Origin of the sequence: Pseudomonas sp. CCOS 191 (genome assembly GCF_001007005.1) — a bacterium.
In the GTDB taxonomy this organism is placed as follows: Bacteria; Pseudomonadota; Gammaproteobacteria; order Pseudomonadales; family Pseudomonadaceae; genus Aquipseudomonas; species Aquipseudomonas soli.
Map to the genome: position 1 here is coordinate 5,443,132 of NZ_LN847264.1, position 18,474 is coordinate 5,461,605.

At 65.6% G+C, this 18,474-nt stretch carries 15 protein-coding genes and 1 tRNA gene; 4 read left to right on the forward strand and 12 right to left on the reverse strand.

All coding sequences use genetic code 11. The annotated features are described in order from the left end of the window. Nucleotides 1–22: 22 nt before the first annotated feature. Complete coding sequence (locus CCOS191_RS24295) at nt 23–955, reverse strand: NAD-dependent epimerase/dehydratase family protein (protein WP_046857330.1); 933 nt, start codon at nt 953–955, stop codon at nt 23–25. Next, nucleotides 948–1,832: a sugar nucleotide-binding protein gene (locus CCOS191_RS24300; RefSeq protein WP_038707252.1), complete on the reverse strand. Its 885-nt coding sequence runs from the start codon at nt 1,830–1,832 to the stop codon at nt 948–950. The genes CCOS191_RS24295 and CCOS191_RS24300 overlap by 8 nt, the downstream gene beginning before the upstream one ends. A gap of 181 nt (nt 1,833–2,013) precedes the next feature. Here CCOS191_RS24300 and CCOS191_RS24305 point away from each other — a divergent pair, with 181 nt between their 5' ends. Then, nucleotides 2,014–2,853 (forward strand): alpha/beta hydrolase, encoded by an 840-nt coding sequence (locus tag CCOS191_RS24305; RefSeq protein WP_046857331.1) that lies wholly within the window; start codon nt 2,014–2,016, stop codon nt 2,851–2,853. Between the two features lie 41 nt (nt 2,854–2,894). Here CCOS191_RS24305 and CCOS191_RS24310 read toward each other — a convergent pair whose 3' ends face one another. Then, entirely contained in the window at nt 2,895–3,707 is an 813-nt protein-coding gene (locus CCOS191_RS24310) for a helix-turn-helix domain-containing protein (protein ID WP_023632678.1), read from the reverse strand. A gap of 181 nt (nt 3,708–3,888) precedes the next feature. Between CCOS191_RS24310 and CCOS191_RS24315 the strand changes: the two genes are divergently transcribed. Together CCOS191_RS24315 and CCOS191_RS24320 are read left to right on the forward strand one after the other, a co-directional pair. Next, on the forward strand, nt 3,889–5,331 hold the full coding sequence (locus CCOS191_RS24315) for an alanine/glycine:cation symporter family protein (protein WP_023632679.1): 1,443 nt from the start codon (nt 3,889–3,891) through the stop codon (nt 5,329–5,331). Nucleotides 5,332–5,406: 75 nt separating this feature from the next. Next, entirely contained in the window at nt 5,407–6,396 is a 990-nt protein-coding gene (locus CCOS191_RS24320; RefSeq protein ID WP_046857332.1) for an asparaginase, read from the forward strand. Nucleotides 6,397–6,491: 95 nt separating this feature from the next. On the opposite strand, the gene CCOS191_RS24325 is transcribed toward CCOS191_RS24320, so the two are convergent. The 7 genes from CCOS191_RS24325 to fdnG all read right to left on the reverse strand — a co-directional run bounded on the left by CCOS191_RS24325 (nt 6,492) and on the right by fdnG (nt 15,690). Beyond that, nucleotides 6,492–6,587, reverse strand: a tRNA-Sec gene (locus CCOS191_RS24325). A gap of 6 nt (nt 6,588–6,593) precedes the next feature. Then, complete coding sequence (gene selB, locus CCOS191_RS24330; protein WP_046857333.1) at nt 6,594–8,516, reverse strand: selenocysteine-specific translation elongation factor; 1,923 nt, start codon at nt 8,514–8,516, stop codon at nt 6,594–6,596. After that, entirely contained in the window at nt 8,513–9,940 is a 1,428-nt protein-coding gene (selA, locus tag CCOS191_RS24335) for an L-seryl-tRNA(Sec) selenium transferase (RefSeq protein ID WP_046857334.1), read from the reverse strand. The genes selB and selA overlap by 4 nt, the downstream gene beginning before the upstream one ends. Nucleotides 9,941–10,093: 153 nt before the next feature. Continuing rightward, the gene (fdhE, locus tag CCOS191_RS24340) at nt 10,094–11,020 is read right to left on the reverse strand and encodes a formate dehydrogenase accessory protein FdhE (RefSeq protein WP_046857335.1); all 927 of its coding nucleotides are present in this window, start codon (nt 11,018–11,020) and stop codon (nt 10,094–10,096) included. Nucleotides 11,021–11,024: 4 nt separating this feature from the next. Further along, entirely contained in the window at nt 11,025–11,675 is a 651-nt protein-coding gene (locus CCOS191_RS24345; protein ID WP_046857336.1) for a formate dehydrogenase subunit gamma, read from the reverse strand. Further along, complete coding sequence (gene fdxH, locus CCOS191_RS24350) at nt 11,672–12,622, reverse strand: formate dehydrogenase subunit beta (protein WP_046857337.1); 951 nt, start codon at nt 12,620–12,622, stop codon at nt 11,672–11,674. Before fdxH ends, CCOS191_RS24345 begins: the two co-directional genes overlap by 4 nt. Next, entirely contained in the window at nt 12,622–15,690 is a 3,069-nt protein-coding gene (gene fdnG, locus CCOS191_RS24355; protein WP_156177703.1) for a formate dehydrogenase-N subunit alpha, read from the reverse strand. Before fdnG ends, fdxH begins: the two co-directional genes overlap by 1 nt. Before the next feature lie 235 nt (nt 15,691–15,925). On the opposite strand from fdnG, the gene CCOS191_RS24365 reads away from it, so the two are divergent. Then, nucleotides 15,926–16,420: a GlcG/HbpS family heme-binding protein gene (locus tag CCOS191_RS24365; protein WP_231867457.1), complete on the forward strand. Its 495-nt coding sequence runs from the start codon at nt 15,926–15,928 to the stop codon at nt 16,418–16,420. 88 nt (nt 16,421–16,508) lie between these two features. Here the strand turns inward: CCOS191_RS24365 and CCOS191_RS24370 are convergent, their stop codons facing one another. Next, complete coding sequence (locus CCOS191_RS24370) at nt 16,509–17,057, reverse strand: single-stranded DNA-binding protein (RefSeq protein WP_023629920.1); 549 nt, start codon at nt 17,055–17,057, stop codon at nt 16,509–16,511. Nucleotides 17,058–17,066: 9 nt separating this feature from the next. Then, on the reverse strand, nt 17,067–18,461 hold the full coding sequence (locus CCOS191_RS24375) for an MFS transporter (protein ID WP_046857339.1): 1,395 nt from the start codon (nt 18,459–18,461) through the stop codon (nt 17,067–17,069). Nucleotides 18,462–18,474 lie beyond the last annotated feature (13 nt).

The window sequence follows — 18,474 nt, forward strand, 5'->3', positions numbered from 1 at the left end:
CGGGGCAAGCCCCGCGAGAGGCTCAAGCTTTGCCGAGCAAGCGGGCCAGACCTTCGACAAACGGCGTTGGCTCGGGGAATACGAAACGTGCCAGCAAACGCGAGTTGTCCGCCCGCGAATGGCGGATGTCCCCCGACCGTGCCTGGCCGTAGCTGATTGCAGGCAAGCCGCCCACCACCTGTTCCAGCGCCTTGAGCAACTGGTTCAGCGAGGTCGCCTGGTTCAGGCCGATGTTTACCGCGCCCTCTTCCACCGCCTGCTGCTCGAGCGCCTGCACCATTACCTGGACCAGGTCACCGACAAACAGGAAGTCGCGGGTCTGCTCGCCATCACCAAATACCGTGATCGGTTTGCCACTGGTGGCGCGCTCGCAGAAGATGCTGATCACCCCGGAATACGGCGAGGAAGGGTCCTGGCGTGGGCCGAAGATATTGAAGAAGCGGAACACCACCGGCTCCAGCCCGTGTTGGCGGCGGTAGAAGTCCAGGTACTGCTCGCTGGCCAGCTTGTCCACTGCGTAGGGGGTCAGCGGCGCCTTGGGCGTGTCTTCGGCAATCGACTGGCCTTCGCCGTTGTTGCCGTACACCGCCGCGCTGGAAGCGAACAGCACGCGGCGGATGCCGTTCAGGCGCATCGCCTCGCACACGTTCAGCGTGCCGATGAAGTTGCTCTGGTGGGTCTTCACCGGGTCTTCCACCGAGGCCTGCACCGAGGCCACCGCGGCCAGGTGCACCACCGCCTGGCAGCCACTGGCGGCACGGGCCACCAGCGCGGCATCGGCGACATCGCCCTCGAGCAGTTCCAGGCGCGGGTGGCCAAGCTGCAGGTTGTCGCGCTTGCCGGTCGACAGGTCGTCGAGGATACGCACCGCGTAGCCTTTCTCCAGCAACGCATCGCACAGGTGCGAGCCAATGAAGCCGGCACCGCCGGTGATCAGGATGGGGGCGTCAGCCATGTCGGTAGAATCGGTCCAGTAGGGGCGGCAAGCCGGCGCGCCAGGCGCGTGGCTTGATGCCGAAGGTATGAAGGATCTTCTTGCAGGCCAGTACCGCGTGCTGCGGCTCCTCGCTGGCATCCGGGCGGGCGGCGTGGGCCTGGGCGGTGGGCGCCTGCACGGCCAGCTTGCGCCACTGGGTGGCCTCGGTGAGGATCGCCTGGCCGAGTACCAGCGGCGTGGTCGCTTCGTTGCCGGCGTAGTGGTAGGTGCCCCACAGCGGCGCCTGGCAATCGAGTTGCTTGAGCACCGAGAGGATCACTCGCGCGGCGTCGTCCACCGGTGTCGGGTTGCCGCGGCGGTCATCGGCCAGCAGCAGCTCCTGGGGCTGTTCGGCGCGGGTCAGGAAACGCCCGAGCGCGCCATCGAGGCTTTCATCCAGCAGCCAGCCGAAACGCAGCAGCACATGCTGCGGGCAGGTGGCCCGCACACTCTGCTCGATGCGCCACAGCGCCTGGCCACGCAGGCCGAGCGGTACCGGCTCGTCCTTCTCGCTGTAGGCCGTGGCGCGCGAACCATCGAACACCCGATAGCTGGACGGCTGCACGAGGATCATCTCGTGGTGCTGGCACAGTTCGGCGAGCCGCTCCACCGCCCGCTCCTGCTGGGCCAGGCGTTGCTCGCTGACCGACTCGGCCTGGAACCAGTCGAAGTAGTAGGCCAGGTTGATCACGGTGTGCGGGCGCTGCTCGTCGAGCAGCAGGGTCAGGCTGGCCGGATCCCAGCCGTTTTCCGGAGGGCGAGGCGCCAGGAACGCGATATCTTCCTCGGCCCCGAGACGAATCAGCGCTTGCCCGAGGGCATTGCCACCACCCAACAGCATCAGGCGCATACGCATAGAGTCAACAGGTCCGGTCTGGTCGATGGAGGAAAGGGTTCATTTTGCTGTTTCCGACAGGGGAAGTCCAACCCAGGCAAGGCCTGGCGCGCGCCGCGTGCCGATTGGCGCCGATCGGACGGGTGTTCCGCCTTTGCCGACAGCTACTTATACTGCGCATGGCCTGTTCAAGGAGATCAACATGGATGCCGAGTCGAACACCGCGCTGCGCGCCAGATGGCAATACGACGAACCCGCTCCCGGCCCGGAACGCTTCATCGACGAGGCTTTCGACGGCTATCGGCAACAGGCCCGCCTGCTGCTCCCGGTACATGAGTGCGCCCCCACGGTCTTTGTGGTCGGCGGCGCCCGCTCCGATTTCACCCGCCTGAACCCTTTGCTCTATCGCCTGCAACAGCAGGGGATCGGTTCGCTGACCGGCAACCTCTCCGGCCACAGCCTGGCCAGCGAGCCTGGTGCAAAGGACGCGTCGCTGGCCAGCAATCTGCAGGAAGCCCTGCGCTTCCACCAGCATCTGGATGCGCGCAGCGACACCCTGGTCGGCCACAGCCTGGGCGCCGCCATCGCCCTCAAGCTGGCAGCCCAGCGCCCCAACGTGCGCAAGCTGGTGCTGATCTGCCCGGCGGTCTACCCCGATGCAGCCCATTGCGCGCCCTTCGGGCCGGCCTTCAGCGAAGCGATCCGCAAGCCTTTTGCGTTCCTCGACTGCGACAGCTATGCCTTCCTGCGTCAGTTCCAGGGTCGGGTGCTGCTGGTGATCGGCGAATATGACGGGCTCAACTCCAAGGTCCACGGCCAGGGCCCCGGGACCTCGGCCGGGACCCGGCGCCTGGCGGGGGTCGAGCGCTACAGCCCGATTCCCGAGGAAGTCACCCACGCCTTGTTGCGTTCGGTGCCGGCGCCCCATGTGGAATGCCTGATGCTCACCGACTGCGACCACGGCATCGCCGCGCACCTGCGTGACCGGCCACAGGTGGCGGATCAGGTGGCCGATGCGGTGGCGGCGTTCATTCTCGACTAGCTCTGCGGGCGCCCACTAGTCAATGCGACATCAACGTTGATTCACTCGATCTCGAACAACCCGTTGCTGATCATCCCCGCACTGAGGCGGTCGCGGATATCGTCGTCGATGCGCGGATCGTCCGGGCGGTACAGCTTGATCTGGCGGAAGGCGTTGATGCGGTTGATCTCCTCGCCCAGGTATTCCCACACCACGCGGGTGCAGGCCGGGTTGCGCCGGTCACCGCTGGAAACCCCGGTCTTGAGGCCGTTCAGGCGGCTGATACGGCTCTTGAAGCTGGGGATGAGCACGGTCTGGCTCATCTCGTTGAGGGTCAGCGACTCGTAGTCGATCAGGAACATCCGGTCCTGCAGCTGGAACGCCGCGCCCAGGTAGCGGCAGCGCACCTCGGCATGCCGGTCGAGGCCGCTGCTGCGCTCCTGGCGTTCCTGGCGCTCGAACAGGAAACTGCCGCGCTCCTCCCACAGGTGCACCAGCGACACCAGGATCGAACCGGGCACCGACATGCAGTTGGAGTATTCAAAGTAGTAGCCGCAATAGCGCGAGAGGTTGCCGGCTTCTTTATGCAGTGGCTTGAACAGCTCGCTGATGGGGTCGTCCTGGGGGCCGACAGGCTGCTGCTGGTTGCGTGCGCCGATCAGGCGGGCGAACTGCTCGGGCGGCAGGCCCAGCTCGTAGTCCTCCACACCGAAGAAGTCGCCGATGCGCTTGAGGTTGTAGGCCGTCGGGCGGCTCTGGCCGCTCAGGTACTTGTTGAACTGCGCCCGGTTGATCGACAGCTGCCGGCAAACCTCGGAGATAGAGCGGTAATGGCTGCAGGCCAATTTGAGGTTGATAGCGAAATGATCGCCCATGATACGCGGGTCCAGGTGATGCGAGTGGCGCCATTCTAGCATCAACTCGCACCAAAATGGAGCAACCCGCGAAATTGTAACCATAGTTGTCATAGCCAACCATGCGCCCCCAATGAATAGCGGTGCGCCTGCCGTCCGCTGGTCTTTCCATGCGAAGAATAAGAATCGAGGTCATTTTCCAATGCTCGAAGCACTCAACGATTTCCTTTCGGGGAAACTCCTCATCGTGCTGATCGTCGGACTCGGCGGTTACTTCACCATCCGCTCGCGGTTCGTCCAGTTCCGTCACTTCGGCCACATGTTCGGCGTCTTCAAGGAATCCCTTCGCGGCCAGGCAGGCCAACTGAGCTCGTTCCAGGCCCTGATGCTGAGCCTCGCCGGCCGCGTCGGCGCCGGTAACATCGCCGGTGTCGGTATCGCCGTGACCCTCGGCGGCCCAGGCGCCGTGTTCTGGATGTGGGTCACCGCACTGGTGGGCATGTCCAGCAGCTTCTTCGAGTGCACCCTGGCCCAGGTCTACAAGCGCGCCGACGGCGACGGCCTGTACCGCGGCGGCCCGGCGTACTACATCCAGCACGGCCTGAAGCTGAAAAGCATGGCCATCGTGTTCTCGATCCTGCTGCTGGTCACCTACGGCTTCGCCTTCATCGGCCTGCAGTCGTACACCGTGACCCACTCGCTGCAGAACGCCTTCGCCTTCGATCCCAAGCAGACCGGCATCGTCCTCGCCGTGCTGCTGGCCATCACCTTCATCGGCGGCATCAAGCGCATCGCCGCGGTTTCCGACCTGCTGGTACCGGTCAAGACCCTGGCCTACATCGGCGTGACCCTGTACGTGATCGGCACCCAGATCGAACACGTGCCAGCCATGCTGGAAACCATCTTCAAGAGCGCCTTCGGCCTCGACCCGGCGTTCGGCGGCCTGCTCGGCAGCGCCATCGTCATGGGCGTGAAGCGTGGCGTGTTCGCCAACGAAGCGGGCCTGGGCAGCGCGCCGAACGTGGCCGCCGTGGCCGCCGTGAAGCACCCGGGCGCCCAGGGCGTGGTCCAGGCCTTCAGCGTGTTCCTCGACACCTTCGTGATCTGCACTTGCACCGCGCTGCTGATCCTGCTGTCGGGCTTCTACACCCCGGGCTTCGAAGGTGACGGCATCGTCCTGACCCAGAACTCGCTGGCCGCCGTGGTCGGTGACTGGGGCCGCATCTTCGTCAGCGTGGCGCTGTCGCTGTTCGTCTTCACCTGCATCCTCTACAACTACTACCTGGGCGAGAACAGCCTGCAGTTCCTCAGCCGCAACCGTGCCGTGCTGATGACCTTCCGTGGCCTGGTGCTGGCGCTGGTGGTGTGGGGTTCTACCCAGGACCTGTCGACCGTGTTCGCCTTCGCCGACATCACCATGACCTGCCTGGCCTTCGTCAACCTGATCGCCCTGGCCATGCTGTTCAAGGTCGGCCTGCGCGTGATGCGCGACTACGACGCACAACGCAAGGCGGGCATCAAGCAGCCGGTGTTCGACTCCAGCAAGTTCGCCGACCTGGACCTGGACCGCGCCGCCTGGCCGGCCAACCCGCAGGCTGAAACAGCCGCTGACAAAGCCGCCGCCCCGGCGCCAGCGCAGCACTGATACCCTGCCCTGCCACAGCCGCCCCACTCGGGGCGGCTGTCTCCTTACTTCGCTACATCGCTACGGAATCCTCCCATGCGTGCAGTCAAGAATCTTCTCGTCTTATACACCGGCGGCACCATCGGCATGCTGCAGACCGCCGAAGGCCTCGCGCCGGCCGGTGGCTTCGAAGCGCGCATGCGCGAACACTTTGCCGCCTGCGGCGATGCGCCCAAGGTGCAATGGGCGCTGCGTGAACTGAATCCGCTGATCGACAGCGCCAACATGCAACAGGCCAACTGGCTGGCGATGCGCGATGCCATCGTCGAGTCGGTCGAACGCGACGGACATGACGGCGTGCTGGTGCTGCATGGCACCGACACCCTGGCGTACAGCGCCGCTGCCCTGTCGTTCCTGCTGCTGGGCCTGCCGGTGCCGGTGCTGCTTACCGGCTCGATGCTGCCGGCCGGCGCGCCGGACAGCGATGCCTGGGCCAACCTGGTCGGCGCGCTCAATCTGTTCGAAAACGGCCTGGAAGATGGCGTGCAGCTGTATTTCCATGGCCAGTTGCTGCACGGCTGCCGCGCCTCGAAACTGCGCAGCGAGGCGTTCGACGCCTTCACCGTGCTGCCGCGCCATCGTGATGGCGAGCGTGCCCCGCAACTGCCGACCCGCCTGGACTACCGCCAGCCACGCCAGCCGGTCAAGCTGGCGGTCATGCCGGTATTCCCGGGCCTTGCGGCCGAACACCTGCGCGGCCTGTTCGACAGCGGCATCCAGGGCCTGGTGCTGGAGTGCTACGGCAGCGGCACCGGCCCGTCGGATGACCAGGCGCTGCTCGACGCGCTGCACGACGCCCGCCAGGGCGGCGTGATGATCGTTGCCATCAGCCAGTGCCCGGAAGGCTCGGTGGTGTTCGACACCTACGCCGCCGGCAGCCGCCTGCGCGACACCGGGCTGGTCAGTGGCGGCGGCATGACCCGTGAGGCGGCGCTGGGCAAACTGTTCGCGTTGCTGGGCTCGGGGCTGGATGTACAGGCGGCGGAGCACTGGTTCGCGCTGGACCTGTGCGGCGAGCGCGCCTGACTCGCAGATCTTCCGTTCGCCATCGCGGGGCAATCCCGCTCCCACAAATCCATGGGAGCGGGCTTGCCCCGCGATGGTTTCAGCATCTGGAAAAGTGGCGGAAGGCAGCGGGAGTCGAACCTGCCCGGGAACGGCTGCCGTCCCCAACCGGGTTTGAAGCCCGGCCGCGCCACCGGGCGCGATTGCCTTCCTTGAAATCAGGTCCCGTGTTGCGGCTGGGCCAGGGCGCTGTCGGTACGAACCTGCCGCAGGTCACCGACCCGTCGGGTCAGGCCGATGCGGTCGAAGTACTCGAGGATCTGCACACTGCGCTTGCGACCGATGGCCAAACCATCGCGAAACGCCGCGACCTGCACTATCGGCGATGTCGCAGCCTGGCGCAACAGCAGCTCTGCCATGCGCCTGAGCGTCGTCTCCGGGTAGAACAGGTCGCGTACCACCTGATGCACAACGCCCAGCCTGGCCAGCTTGCGCAACAACAGCCGGACATCAGCCTCTTCGCAGCCCTCCTCGCCGGCCAGGGTCCTTACCCAGGGCGGGTCGAACTCACCTGCCAACAGGCGCGGCAACAGACGCTCCCACAACGCATTGTCCGCGGCGCTCAACTGGACCCGGTGGTCCGGCAGGTGCAGCCATGGGCCGCTGCTGCTGATCGCGCCTGCGCCCAGCAACTCATCCAGCAAGCTGACAAACGCGGGGCGCTCCAATGGCAAGGCGGTAAAGCGGCGCAAGCGGTCCCGGTCCGGGCCAAGCTGGTCAGGCTCCTGCTCATGGAACTGCGCCAGACGCTCCAACACCTGTCGCTTGAGTGCCTGCCACTGTAAGCGATCGAACAACAGCTGACCTTGACGGGTGGCAATCACCAGCACCGAGTCCGGCAACTGCCAGGTCTCGCGCAGGCGGTTGAACTGGCGCTCCAGACGCCGGGGCTCGAGACCGCCGGGGGCCGCCTCGAGCAGGGCCGACAGCGCTTGCTCGAGATTGTCGGCTTCACGCAGCACCTGCAACTGACGCAAGCGCTCCTCGCTGCGCCGTTGCCGGCTCGGGGCGAACGGATCGAGCACACGCCCACCACCCAGCGTGCGCTGGGCGCGTTGGTCACGCAGTACCAGGCGATCCCCATGCACCGCCTGCAGCGGGGCATTGAGCAGCAACTGGGCGAACATGCGCTGGCCGGCCGCGAGCCGTTCACCTTCGAGCAAGGCAACCCGGGCGGTGACATCCTGGGTGCCCAGGTGCACGTGCACTGCGCTGAAATGCTCGAAGGCGCGGGTTTCGCCCGGCAGCAGGGTGAAGTCGATATCGACCCGCACGCTGGGCGCATGCAGCCACTGCGGCACAAGCCAGTCGCCACGATGCACCTGCTCGGCCGAAAGCTTTTCCGCGCTGATGTTCAAGGCCACCCGCTGCCCGGCTGCGGCGACCAGGGCCGCCTGGTTCTGGGCATGCAGGCCACGCACCCGCACCGCTTTGCCGGCCTTGCCGAGCAGCAAGGTATCGCCGACGCTGACTTGCCCGGCCAGCGCCGTGCCGGTGACCACGACTCCCGCTCCGGAAACCGCGAAAGCTCGGTCTACCGCCAGACGCAAACCGCCACGCACACTGCGCTGGCGAACATGCGCTTCAGCCGCCAGCAAAGCCTCGCGCAGGGCGTCGATCCCCTCGCCGGACAGGCTCGAAACCGCAAACTGCCTGGCCCCGGCGTAGGGGCCGGGCGCGAGCAGTTCGGTGACCTGGGCCCGGACTTCGCTCAACCGCGACGGCTCTACCCGGTCGCACTTGCTGATCACCACCAACGCCTGGGGAATGCCCAGCAACTCGATGATCGAGAGGTGCTCACGGGTCTGCGGCATCACCCCATCGTCAGCGGCCACCACCAGCAGTACCAGGTCGATGCCATGGGCCCCGGCCAGCATGTTGTGGATAAACCGCTCGTGGCCCGGCACATCGATGAAGCCTGTCAGCGGCGCCCCTTGCGCCAGCGCCGCGTAGCGATAACCGAGGTCGATGGTCATGCCCCGGTCGCGCTCCTCCCGGCGGGTGTCGCCGGCCTGGCCGGTCAGGGCCTGGAGCAGCGCGGTCTTGCCATGGTCGATGTGGCCGGCAGTCCCGACGATCACTGCACCGGCCCCAGTTGCAACGCCGGCAGTTGCGCCAGCCACTGGGCCTCGTCGTCCAGCTGGCGCAGGTCAAGCCACAGGGCATCGTCGTCGATACGCCCGAGCACCGGCACCGGCAGGTCGCGCAATGCGCGCTCCAGCACATGCAAGCTACGCCCGCGCAGTTTCTTCGACACCTGCGGGCGCAGGCACAGCGCCGCGCTGGGCAGCCGCGCCACCGGCTGGCTGCCGCTGCCGATCATGCCCAGGGCCGGCTCGACGCTCACCACCCATTGCGCGCCGAGACGAGCAGCCAACTCAGGCGCCAGGCGCTCGGCCTGGGCGGCGATCTCGGCTTGCGCACGGGTCAGCAGGCGCAGGCTGGGCAGGCGTTCGGCCAGGCGATCGGGGTTGCGATAAAGCTGCAGCACCGCCTCCAGCGCGGCAAGGGTGATCTTGTCGACCCGCAGGGCACGCTTGAGCGGGTTCTTCTTGATCTTCGCGATCAATTCCTTGCGCCCGACGATGATCCCCGCCTGCGGGCCGCCCAGCAGCTTGTCGCCGCTGAAGGTGACGATGTCGGCGCCGTCGGCCAGCGCCTGGCGCACCGTCGGCTCGGCCGGCAGGCCCCAGCGGGTCAGGTCGAGCAGGCTGCCGCTGCCCAGGTCTTCGAGCAGCGGCAACTGATGGTCGTGGGCGATGCGCGCCAGCTCGGCGGTGGGTACCTGGGTGGTGAAGCCCTGGATGCTGTAGTTGCTGCAATGCACGCGCATCAGCAGGCCGGTACGCGGGTTGATCGCGCCTTCGTAGTCGCGGGCGTGGGTGCGGTTGGTGGTGCCGATCTCGTGCAGCTTCACCCCGGCGCGGGCCATGATGTCGGGGATGCGGAACGCACCGCCGATCTCGATCAGCTCGCCGCGGGAGATGATGCCCTCCTTGCGTGCACCCAGGCTGTTGAGCGCCAGCAGCACGGCGGCGGCATTGTTGTTGACCACGGTGACGGCTTCGGCGCCGGTCAGCTCGCGGATCAGGCCTTCGATCAGGTCGTCGCGGTCACCCCGCTTGCCGGTGGCCAGGTCGAACTCCAGGTTCAGCGGATAGCGGGCAGCGACCTGCATTGCCTCTACCGCCTCCTCCGGCAGCAAGGCGCGGCCGAGGTTGGTGTGCAGCACCGTACCGGTGAGGTTGAAGACCCGGCGCACCTGGCTGCGTTGCTGGATGGCCAGGCGCTCGCCCGTGCGCCCGAGCAGGACGTCGGCGCTCAGTTCCACGGCGCCAAGCTGACCCAGACGAGCTGGTTCGCGCAAGTCGTCGAGGAGCTGGCGCAGGGTGGCCAGGGTAGCGTCGCGGCCATGACGGTCGAGCAGCGGCTGGCAGGCCGGGTGGCGCAGCAGGGTGTCGATGGAGGGCAAGCGTGGGGTGTCGCTGGCGGGGCTTGGAGACATGCGGTACTACCTGTGACTGATCCGTTGTCTGTTCGGGCCCTATCGCTGGCAAGCCAGCTCCCACAGCTCCAGCGCCAGACTCGAGGCTTGCGCTGTACCTGTGGGAGCCGGCTTGCCGGCGATGGGGGCAACTCGGTAGCGAAGTGTAGACACTCACCCACCACCCGGTGCCAACATAAGGTTCGGCGCCAGCCTATGGAAGCCCTCCTCGTCCAACCGCATATCCAGCGCCAGGCTCGCCAGGTCATCGGCCAACGGCTCGGCCGCCGCGTCGTTCTCCAGGTAGCTCTGCTTCAGGTAGCCCTGGCACCCCGGACAGCACTCGGCGCGCAGCGGTGCCTTGCCCGGTGCATGGCGGTCATCCTCGAGGCTGCTGTAGCGCAGGTCCTTGCTCGACTCACAGTACACGCACTTGACCCGCACCACATGCCATTCGCAGGCACACAGCGAACAGGCCAGGTAGCGCAAGCCGTTGTGCTTGCCACGATTGCGCACCACACCGGCCATGGCCGGCGAGCCGCAGGCCGGGCACTGGGCCAGGCTGCCAGCGGGCTTGAGCTCAGGCTCTGGCAGCGCCAGCAACCAGCTCGACCAGGCGGCCTGCAACGCCGCGCCCAGGAAGGGCACCAAGGCCGCCGGTACGGCGTCGTACTGGCCACCGAGCAGCGCGACGGCCCAGCCCTTGCGCTGTTCGTCACCGCTCTCGCGCAGGCTGCCCAGCGCCGCTGCCAACGGCCCTTCGGGCGCCGGCTCGAAGCGATCGAGCAGCGCTTGCAGCCACACCAGCCACTGCCCTTCGCGCACCAGGCCGTCCGCTGCCAGGGGTGGCAGGCCATGACTTATGCACAGGCGCTGACGCTCCTCGGCTACCGGCAAGCCACCGGGCGGGTTATCCACAAGCTGCTGCTGGATCCGGCACAGCCGCGCGACCAGATGCAGATACTCACCAAGGGCATTGCCCTCGGCCAGGTGCTCCAGGCGCGCGGCCCGCACTGCGAACAGGTTGGCGGGCGGCAGATGCAGGAACGGCGGCATTACCGCCGACGCTTCGATCTGCCCGGGTTCGAGAATCGTGCTCAAACGCTCATCCTTCTTTTCTACTGTGCGGCGTCTTGTCGCCGGTGACTTCCCGGTACCACAGTTCGTGGTGCTTGCGCGCCCAGGCGCGGCTGACCCAGCCATGCAGCATGGCGCCGATCGAGCCCTTGATCCAGATCCCGGCGTAGATGTGCACGATGATGCTGAGGATCAGCACGAACGCCGCCAGGGCATGCAACAGCGCCGACAGGCGAATGACGTCGATGCCGAACCAATGGCTGAAATACGCGCGCCAGATCACCACGCCACTGACCAGCAGCACCAGCATGCACGCCAGCAGCGTCCAGAACAGCAGCTTCTGCCCGGCGTTGTACTTGCCGATCGGCGGCACGCCCTCTTCCTTGTTGAGCATCACCCGGTCGATGCGGCGCAGCCACAGGCGGTCGTTGGCGGTAATGAAGTTGGCGCGCCAGAAGCGCAATACCAGGCCAAGGAAGAACACGAACATCGCCACACCGATGAACGGGTGGAGGATCCGCGTCCACGGCCCGCCGCCGAACAGGTGGCTGAGCCAGAACAGCGCCGGGTGGAACAGCGCCAGCCCCGACAGGCCGGCCAGCACGAACAGGATCGCGACGATCCAGTGGTTGCTCCGCTCGTTGGCGTTGTAGCGCAGGATAGGCTTGTTGTCGTTCATGGCCGCTGCTCCCCCTGCCCGCCCGGGCGGTTCGGATCATAGACATGCACCGCCGGGTCCACCTGATGGACATCGTTATCCACAGGTGCCGTATGCTCGTCTTCCTCGACCCGCTGCGGGCCGACACGCACGTAGTGGAAGAACCCGGCCAGCACCGCCGCGCCCATGGCCAGCAGCGCCAGCGGCTTGCTGAAGCCCTTCCACAGCCCGACCAGCGGGCTGATCACCGGTTGGTCCGGCAGGCCGGCGTAGATCCGCGGCGTGTCGGCATGGTGCAGCACGTACATCACGTGGGTGCCGCCGACACCGTCCGGATCGTACAACCCGGCGTTGTCGTAGCCCCGCGACTTCAGATCGACGATGCGCTCGTCGGCGTGCACCTTCATCTCCTCCTTGCTGCCGAAGACGATTGCCCCGGTCGGGCAGGTCTTCACGCAGGCCGGCTCCAGGCCCACGCTCACGCGGTCGGAACACAGGGTGCACTTGTACGCCTTGTGATCCTTCTGCGAAATGCGCGGGATGTTGAACGGGCAGCCGGTGATGCAGTAGCCGCAACCGATGCAGTGGTCCTGGTTGAAGTCGACGATACCGTTGGCATGTTTGATGATCGCCCCCGGGCTCGGGCACGCTTTCAGGCAACCCGGATCGGCGCAGTGCATGCAGCCATCCTTGCGGATCAGCCACTCCAGGTTGCCGTCGTCGCGCTCGTGCTCGGTGAAGCGCATCAAGGTCCAGGTTTCGGCACTGAGGTCCTGTGGGTTGTCGTAGGTGCCATGGTTGTGGCCGACCTCGTCACGCAGTTCGTTCCACTCCGAGCACGCCACCTGGCAGGCCTTGCAGCCGATGCACTTGGTGGTGTCGATCAGCTTGGCGACTTCCTGCTGCTGGCGTACCGAAGGCGGCACGGTGGTGGTGGCCGAGCGGGCAATGATGTCTTGGCTGGCCATCAGAGTTTCTCCACTTTGACGAGGAACGACTTGGACTCCGGCGTCTGGGTGTTGCCATCACCGAGGAACGGCACCAGGGTGTTGGTCAGGTAACCGTGTCGCGTGGCGCCAGTGAACCCCCAGTGCAACGGGATACCGATCTGGTGCACGGTCTGGTTGTTGACCTGCAGCGGACGGATCCGCTTGGTCACCACCGCCACCGCATCGATATGCCCGCGCTTGCTCGATACCCTTACCCGGTCACCGGCCTTGATGCCCTTCTCGTTCGCCAGCACCTCGCCGATCTCGACGAACTGCTCGGGCTGGGCGATGGCATTGAGCCGGCAATGCTTGCTCCAGAAGTGGAAGTGCTCGGTCAGCCGGTAGGTGGTCGCCGCATGGGGGAACTCGTCGTGGGTGCCCAAGGTGTCCCACACCGAATCGAAGATGCGCCCGGCCGGGTTGCTGGTGGCCTTCTTGTTCTGCGGGTGCAGCGGGTTGATGCCAATTGGCGTCTCGAACGGCTCGTAGTGCTCGGGGAACGGCCCCTCGGCCATCTTGTCGATGGCGAAGAAGCGCGCCACACCCTCGGGGTTCATGATGAACGGGTTCATCCCCGCTTCCGGCGGCGAGTCGACCTTGAAGTCGGGCACGTCGGTGCCGGTCCAGGCCTTGCCGTTCCACCATACCAGGCGCTTCTTCTCTGGGTCCCATGGCTTGCCTTGCGGATCGCTGGAGGCGCGGTTGTAGAGGATGCGGCGGTTGGCCGGCCAGGCCCAGGCCCAGTTCTGCACCTGGTGCATGCCATAGGGGTCGCTGTTGTCGCGACGGGCCATCTGGTTGCCCTGCTCGGTCCAACTGCCGGCGAAGATCCAGCAGCCCGACGCGGTGCTGCCGTCGTCCTTCATCTGGGCGAAGCCGGCGAGCTGTTGCCCGGCCTTGAGCGTGGCACCGGTGGCGTCGGTGAGATCACTGACCGCCCAGCCGTTCATCTCCTTGGCCAGCTCTTCGGGGGATGGCTCCTCAGGGACCTTGTACGGCCAGCTGATGTTGAGCAGCGGGTCCGGATAGGCGCCGCCCTCGGCCTGGTAGCGCTTGCGCAGGCGCAGGAACAGCTCGCTCATGATGTGCACGTCGGTACGGGTCTGGCCCGGCCCATCGGCGCCCTTCCAGTGCCACTGCAGCCAGCGGCTGCTGTTGACCAGCGAACCGTCCTCTTCGGCGAAGCAGGTGGTGGGCAGGCGGATCACCTCGGTCTGGATGTTGGCCGTGTCGACGTCGTTGAACGGGCCGGCGTTGCGCCAGAACTCGGACGTTTCTGTAGCCAGCGGGTCCATGATCACCAGCCACTTGAGCTTGGCCAGCGCGGCGGTGACGCGGTTCTTGTCCGGCAACGCGGCGATCGGGTTGAAGCCCTGGCACATGTAGCCGTTGACCTTGCCCTGGCCCATCATCTCGAACATGCGCAGCACGTCGTAGGCCGGCACGTCGAGCTTGGGCAGCCAGTCATAGCCCCAGTTGTTCTCGGCCGTGGCATTGGCGCCGTACCAGGCCTTCATAAGGCTGACGTGGAACTTGCCGTAGTTCTGCCAGTACGACAGCTGCCCCGGGCGCAACGGCTTGGAGGCGCGCTTGTCGATGTAGGTGGCGTAGTCCTGCTCGGCGTCGCCGGCCAGCGTGAGGTAACCCGGCAGCGAGTTCGACAGCAGGCCCAGGTCGGTCAGGCCCTGGATGTTGGAGTGCCCGCGCAGGGCGTTGACCCCGCCACCGGGCATGCCGACGTTGCCCAGCAGCAACTGCACCATCGCCGCGCTGCGGATGATCTGCGCGCCGATCGAGTGCTGGGTCCAGCCCAGGGCATAGAGGATCGTCATGGTCTTGCCCGGCACCGAGCAGGTGGCGATCTCTTCCCAGACTTTCATCATCTGGTCCTGGGGCATGCCACAGGTCATGCTCGCCAGCTCCGGCGTGTAGCGGCTGTAGTGCTGCTTCATCAGCTGGTACACGCAACGCGGGTGCTGCAGGGTCGGGTCGACCTTGGCAAAACCGTCCTCGCCCAGCTCATAGCCCCAGCCAGACTTGTCGGCATACACGCGCTTGGCCGCGTCGTAGCCGCTGAACAGCCCGTCCTCGAAGCCATAGCTCTCTTTGACGATGAACGACACATCGGTGTAGTTGCGCACGTACTCGTGCTGGATCTTGTCGTTGCTCAGCAGGTAGTTGATCAGCCCGCCCATGAAGGCGATGTCGCTGCCGGTACGGATCGGCGCGTAGTAATCGGCCACCGAGGCGGTACGGGTGAACCGCGGGTCGACCACGATCAGCCGCGCCTTGTTGTGCGCCTTGGCTTCGGTCACCCACTTGAAGCCGCACGGGTGCGCTTCAGCGGCGTTGCCGCCCATCACCAGGACCAGGTTTGCGTTGGCGATATCAGACCAGTGATTGGTCATCGCGCCACGGCCATACGTCGGGGCAAGACTTGCCACCGTCGGGCCGTGTCAGACACGCGCCTGGTTATCGAACCCCAGCATGCCGGTTGCACGGACCACCTTGTGCGTCAGGTAGCCCGCTTCGCTGGAAGCGGCGGACGCGGCGAGGAATCCGGTGGTGAGCCAGCGGTTGACCGTCTGGCCCTGGGCATTCTTCTCGATGAAGTTGGCGTCGCGGTCCTGTTTCATCAGGTCGGCGATGCGGTCGAGGGCTTCGTCCCACTCGATGCGGGTCCACTCGTTGCTGCCCGGCTTGCGCACCTCGGGGTACTGCAGGCGGCTCGGGCTGTGGATAAAGTCCAGCAGGCCCGCGCCTTTCGGGCATAGGGTGCCGCGGTTGACCGGATGGTCCGCGTCGCCCTCGATATGGATGATGTTCTGTTTGACGTTCTTGCCCGCGTCACCCTGGCTGTACATGATCAGGCCGCAGCCGACCGAGCAGTAGGGGCAGGTGTTACGGGTTTCTTTGGTGTGCGCCAGCTTGAAGTGGCGCACCTGCTCGGCGAACGCGGGGGTCGGGGCCATGCCCAACGCCGCGAGGCTCGAGCCTCCAAGGCCGACGGCGGCGACCTTGAAGAATTGCCGACGGTTGAGGTCCATCGTGCACTCCTGATCAGGTTCTCGGGCGCACGGGACTTGGCCGGCGCCTCAGGGACTTCACGGTGGCGGTGGACAGAGACCGCCAACTGTTAAGCCTAGTCAAGAATCTGGGAAGTGGGGTGATCTGGATCATGGAAAGGTAATGCAATCCCACATCGCGATCAGAAACGGACTACACCGCAAACCAGCTTTTGCTTGCTAGGTTGCTGAATCCACATGGACGAGGCACGTATGAATGAACACGAAACACTTCATGGTCGGGCTCTTGCTCGCCCTCCCGATGCACGTAACGCCCACACTGGCGACTCCAGCCAACCGGCCTGACGCCCCTGCCATTTCGCCCATCAGCGCCGAGAAAGCGCGAAGCATGGCCGCCGCCGCCGAGCGTGCCGCCCGTGCCCAGGGCTTCGCCATCGTCATCAGCATCGTCGACAACCACGGCAACCTGAAGCACTTCCACCGCATGGACGGCACCAGCAGCGGTAGTGTCCAGGTAGCGCAGCTCAAAGCCGCTACATCTGCACGCTTTCCACTGTCATCCGGCTCACTGGGTGAACGCAGCGCCGGGTTGCCAGCCAATCCCTACGCTTCGCTGCCCGGCTTCACTTTGCTGGAAGGCGGGTTGCCAATCATGGATGCGAACGGCAGGCATATCGGCGGTATAGGCATCAGCGGAGCAACACCAGAGCTAGATGCACAGTTTGCCCAGGCGGCGCTCGAAGAAAGCTGACAGGCAAAAAGAAACCCGCTTCATGCCTGAAGCGGGTTTCTTGTCACAGCTCCGTTCACCTGTGGCACCTGGTGCCCACAGGCAAGGATCAGAACGGAATATCGTCGTCGAAGCTGTCGAAGTCAGCGGCAGGCTGCGGAGCCGGCTGTTGCGGCGCTGGGCGCTGCGGCGCTTGTTGCGGGCGCTGGGCCTGCTGGCGCGGGGCCTGGTTGTACTGTTGCTGCTGACCGCCCTGGTTGTAGTTGTTGCCACCACCCTGGTTGTACTGGTCGCCACCGCCCTGCTGGCCCTGCGGACGACCGCCGAGCAGCTGCATGGTGCCGTTGATGTCGACGATGATCTCGGTGGTGTAGCGCTTGATGCCGTCCTTTTCCCACTCGCGGGTCTGCAGCTTGCCCTCGATGTAGCACTGCGAACCCTTGCGCAGGTATTCGCCGGCGATTTCGGCGACCTTGCCGAACAGCGAGACACGGTGCCACTCGGTGCGCTCGACCTTCTGGCCCGACTGCTTGTCGGTCCACTGCTCGCTGGTGGCCAGGCTCAGGTTGGTCACGGCGTTACCGTTGGGCAGGTAGCGGACTTCGGGATCCTGACCGCAGGTACCGACCAGAATGACTTTGTTAACCCCACGGGCCATAACGTTCTCCTAGGCTTCGCACGCCGCAGAGGCTGGGTTCACCAGACGCTCAAGGGTCGCACGGTCCAAAATTTTCGTATCCAGTTTGATATAGATGGCGGCTTCTTCTGCTACCACCACGGCGTCGGTCACACCCGGCACGGCCATCAGGCGCTCGGTCAGCCCAGCTTCCCGGACCGCTTCCGGCGTCAGCGGCATGCGCAGGCTGGTCACGTACGGCGGCTCGTTCATGCGCAACGCCGTGAGCAGCCAGAAGGCGCACAAGCCAGCGCAGCCGAGGAACACCATGCTCAAGCCACCGTGCTGGAACAACCAGCCACCGAGGATGCCACCCAGTGCCGCGCCAAGGAACTGGCTGGTGGAGTACACCCCCATCGCCGTGCCCTTGCCGCCGGCAGGCGACACCTTGCTGACCAGCGAAGGCAAGGATGCCTCCAGCAGGTTGAATGCAGTAAAGAATACCACGGTGCCGATCACCAGTCCGCGCAAGTTGTCAGCCCACTGCCAGAAGAACACCTCCACCAGCAGCAGGACACTGACCGCGCCGAGCAACACGCGTTTCATCTTGCGCTTCTTTTCCCCGTAGATGATGAAGGGGATCATTGCAAAAAATGAAACCAGCAGCGCGGTCAGGTACACCCACCAGTGCTGCTCCTTGGGCAGCCCGCCTCGTTCGACGAAGGCCAGGGGCAGCGCCACGAAGCTGGCCATCAGGATCGCGTGCAGCACGAAAATACTGATGTCCAGGCGTAGAAGGTCCGGATTGCGCAAGGTCGGGCCGAGGGCCTGGCGGGCGACACCGGACTCGCGATGGCTCAGCACACTGTGCGAGCTTGGCACGACGAAGGCGATCAGCGCGATGCCGACCAGGGCAAGTCCTGCAGTGGCCAGGAACAATCCTGACAAACCAAAGGCGCGGGTCAACAACGGGCCGACCACCATCGCCACGGCGAACGACAAGCCGATGCTCATGCCGATCATGGCCATGGCCTTGGTCCGGTGCTGCTCGCGGGTCAGGTCGGACAACAGCGCCATGACCGCCGCGGAAATTGCCCCCGCGCCCTGCAGGATGCGCCCGGCGATAACGCCCCAGATCGAGTCGGCCTGGGCCGCCAGCACACTGCCCAGGGCGAAGATCACCAGCCCCACATAGATCACCGGTCGGCGACCGATGCGGTCGGAAATCACCCCGAACGGAATCTGCAGCACCGCTTGCGTCAGACCATAGGCGCCGATGGCCAGGCCGATCAGTGCAGGCGTGGCGCCGGCCAGGTCCATGCCGTAGGTGGCCAGCACCGGCAGCACCATGAACATGCCCAGCATACGAAAGGCAAAGACCAGGGCCAGGCCGCTCGCGGCGCGGGTTTCGCTGCCACTCATGCGCTCGTTGTGGGTGTCGTGCATGGATTAACCTCGT

Bases quoted from the DNA above. Each gene is read 5' to 3' on its own strand.
- CCOS191_RS24295 (WP_046857330.1), bottom strand. From the start codon at position 955: ATGGCTGACGCCCCCATCCTGATCACCGGCGGTGCCGGCTTCATTGGC.
- CCOS191_RS24300 (WP_038707252.1), bottom strand. From the start codon at position 1,832: ATGCGTATGCGCCTGATGCTGTTGGGTGGTGGCAATGCCCTCGGGCAA.
- CCOS191_RS24305 (WP_046857331.1), top strand. From the start codon at position 2,014: ATGGATGCCGAGTCGAACACCGCGCTGCGCGCCAGATGGCAATACGAC.
- CCOS191_RS24310 (WP_023632678.1), bottom strand. From the start codon at position 3,707: ATGGGCGATCATTTCGCTATCAACCTCAAATTGGCCTGCAGCCATTAC.
- CCOS191_RS24315 (WP_023632679.1), top strand. From the start codon at position 3,889: ATGCTCGAAGCACTCAACGATTTCCTTTCGGGGAAACTCCTCATCGTG.
- CCOS191_RS24320 (WP_046857332.1), top strand. From the start codon at position 5,407: ATGCGTGCAGTCAAGAATCTTCTCGTCTTATACACCGGCGGCACCATC.
- selA (WP_046857334.1), bottom strand. From the start codon at position 9,940: ATGTCTCCAAGCCCCGCCAGCGACACCCCACGCTTGCCCTCCATCGAC.
- CCOS191_RS24345 (WP_046857336.1), bottom strand. From the start codon at position 11,675: ATGAACGACAACAAGCCTATCCTGCGCTACAACGCCAACGAGCGGAGC.
- fdxH (WP_046857337.1), bottom strand. From the start codon at position 12,622: ATGGCCAGCCAAGACATCATTGCCCGCTCGGCCACCACCACCGTGCCG.
- CCOS191_RS24365 (WP_231867457.1), top strand. From the start codon at position 15,926: ATGAACACGAAACACTTCATGGTCGGGCTCTTGCTCGCCCTCCCGATG.
- CCOS191_RS24370 (WP_023629920.1), bottom strand. From the start codon at position 17,057: ATGGCCCGTGGGGTTAACAAAGTCATTCTGGTCGGTACCTGCGGTCAG.
- CCOS191_RS24375 (WP_046857339.1), bottom strand. From the start codon at position 18,461: ATGCACGACACCCACAACGAGCGCATGAGTGGCAGCGAAACCCGCGCC.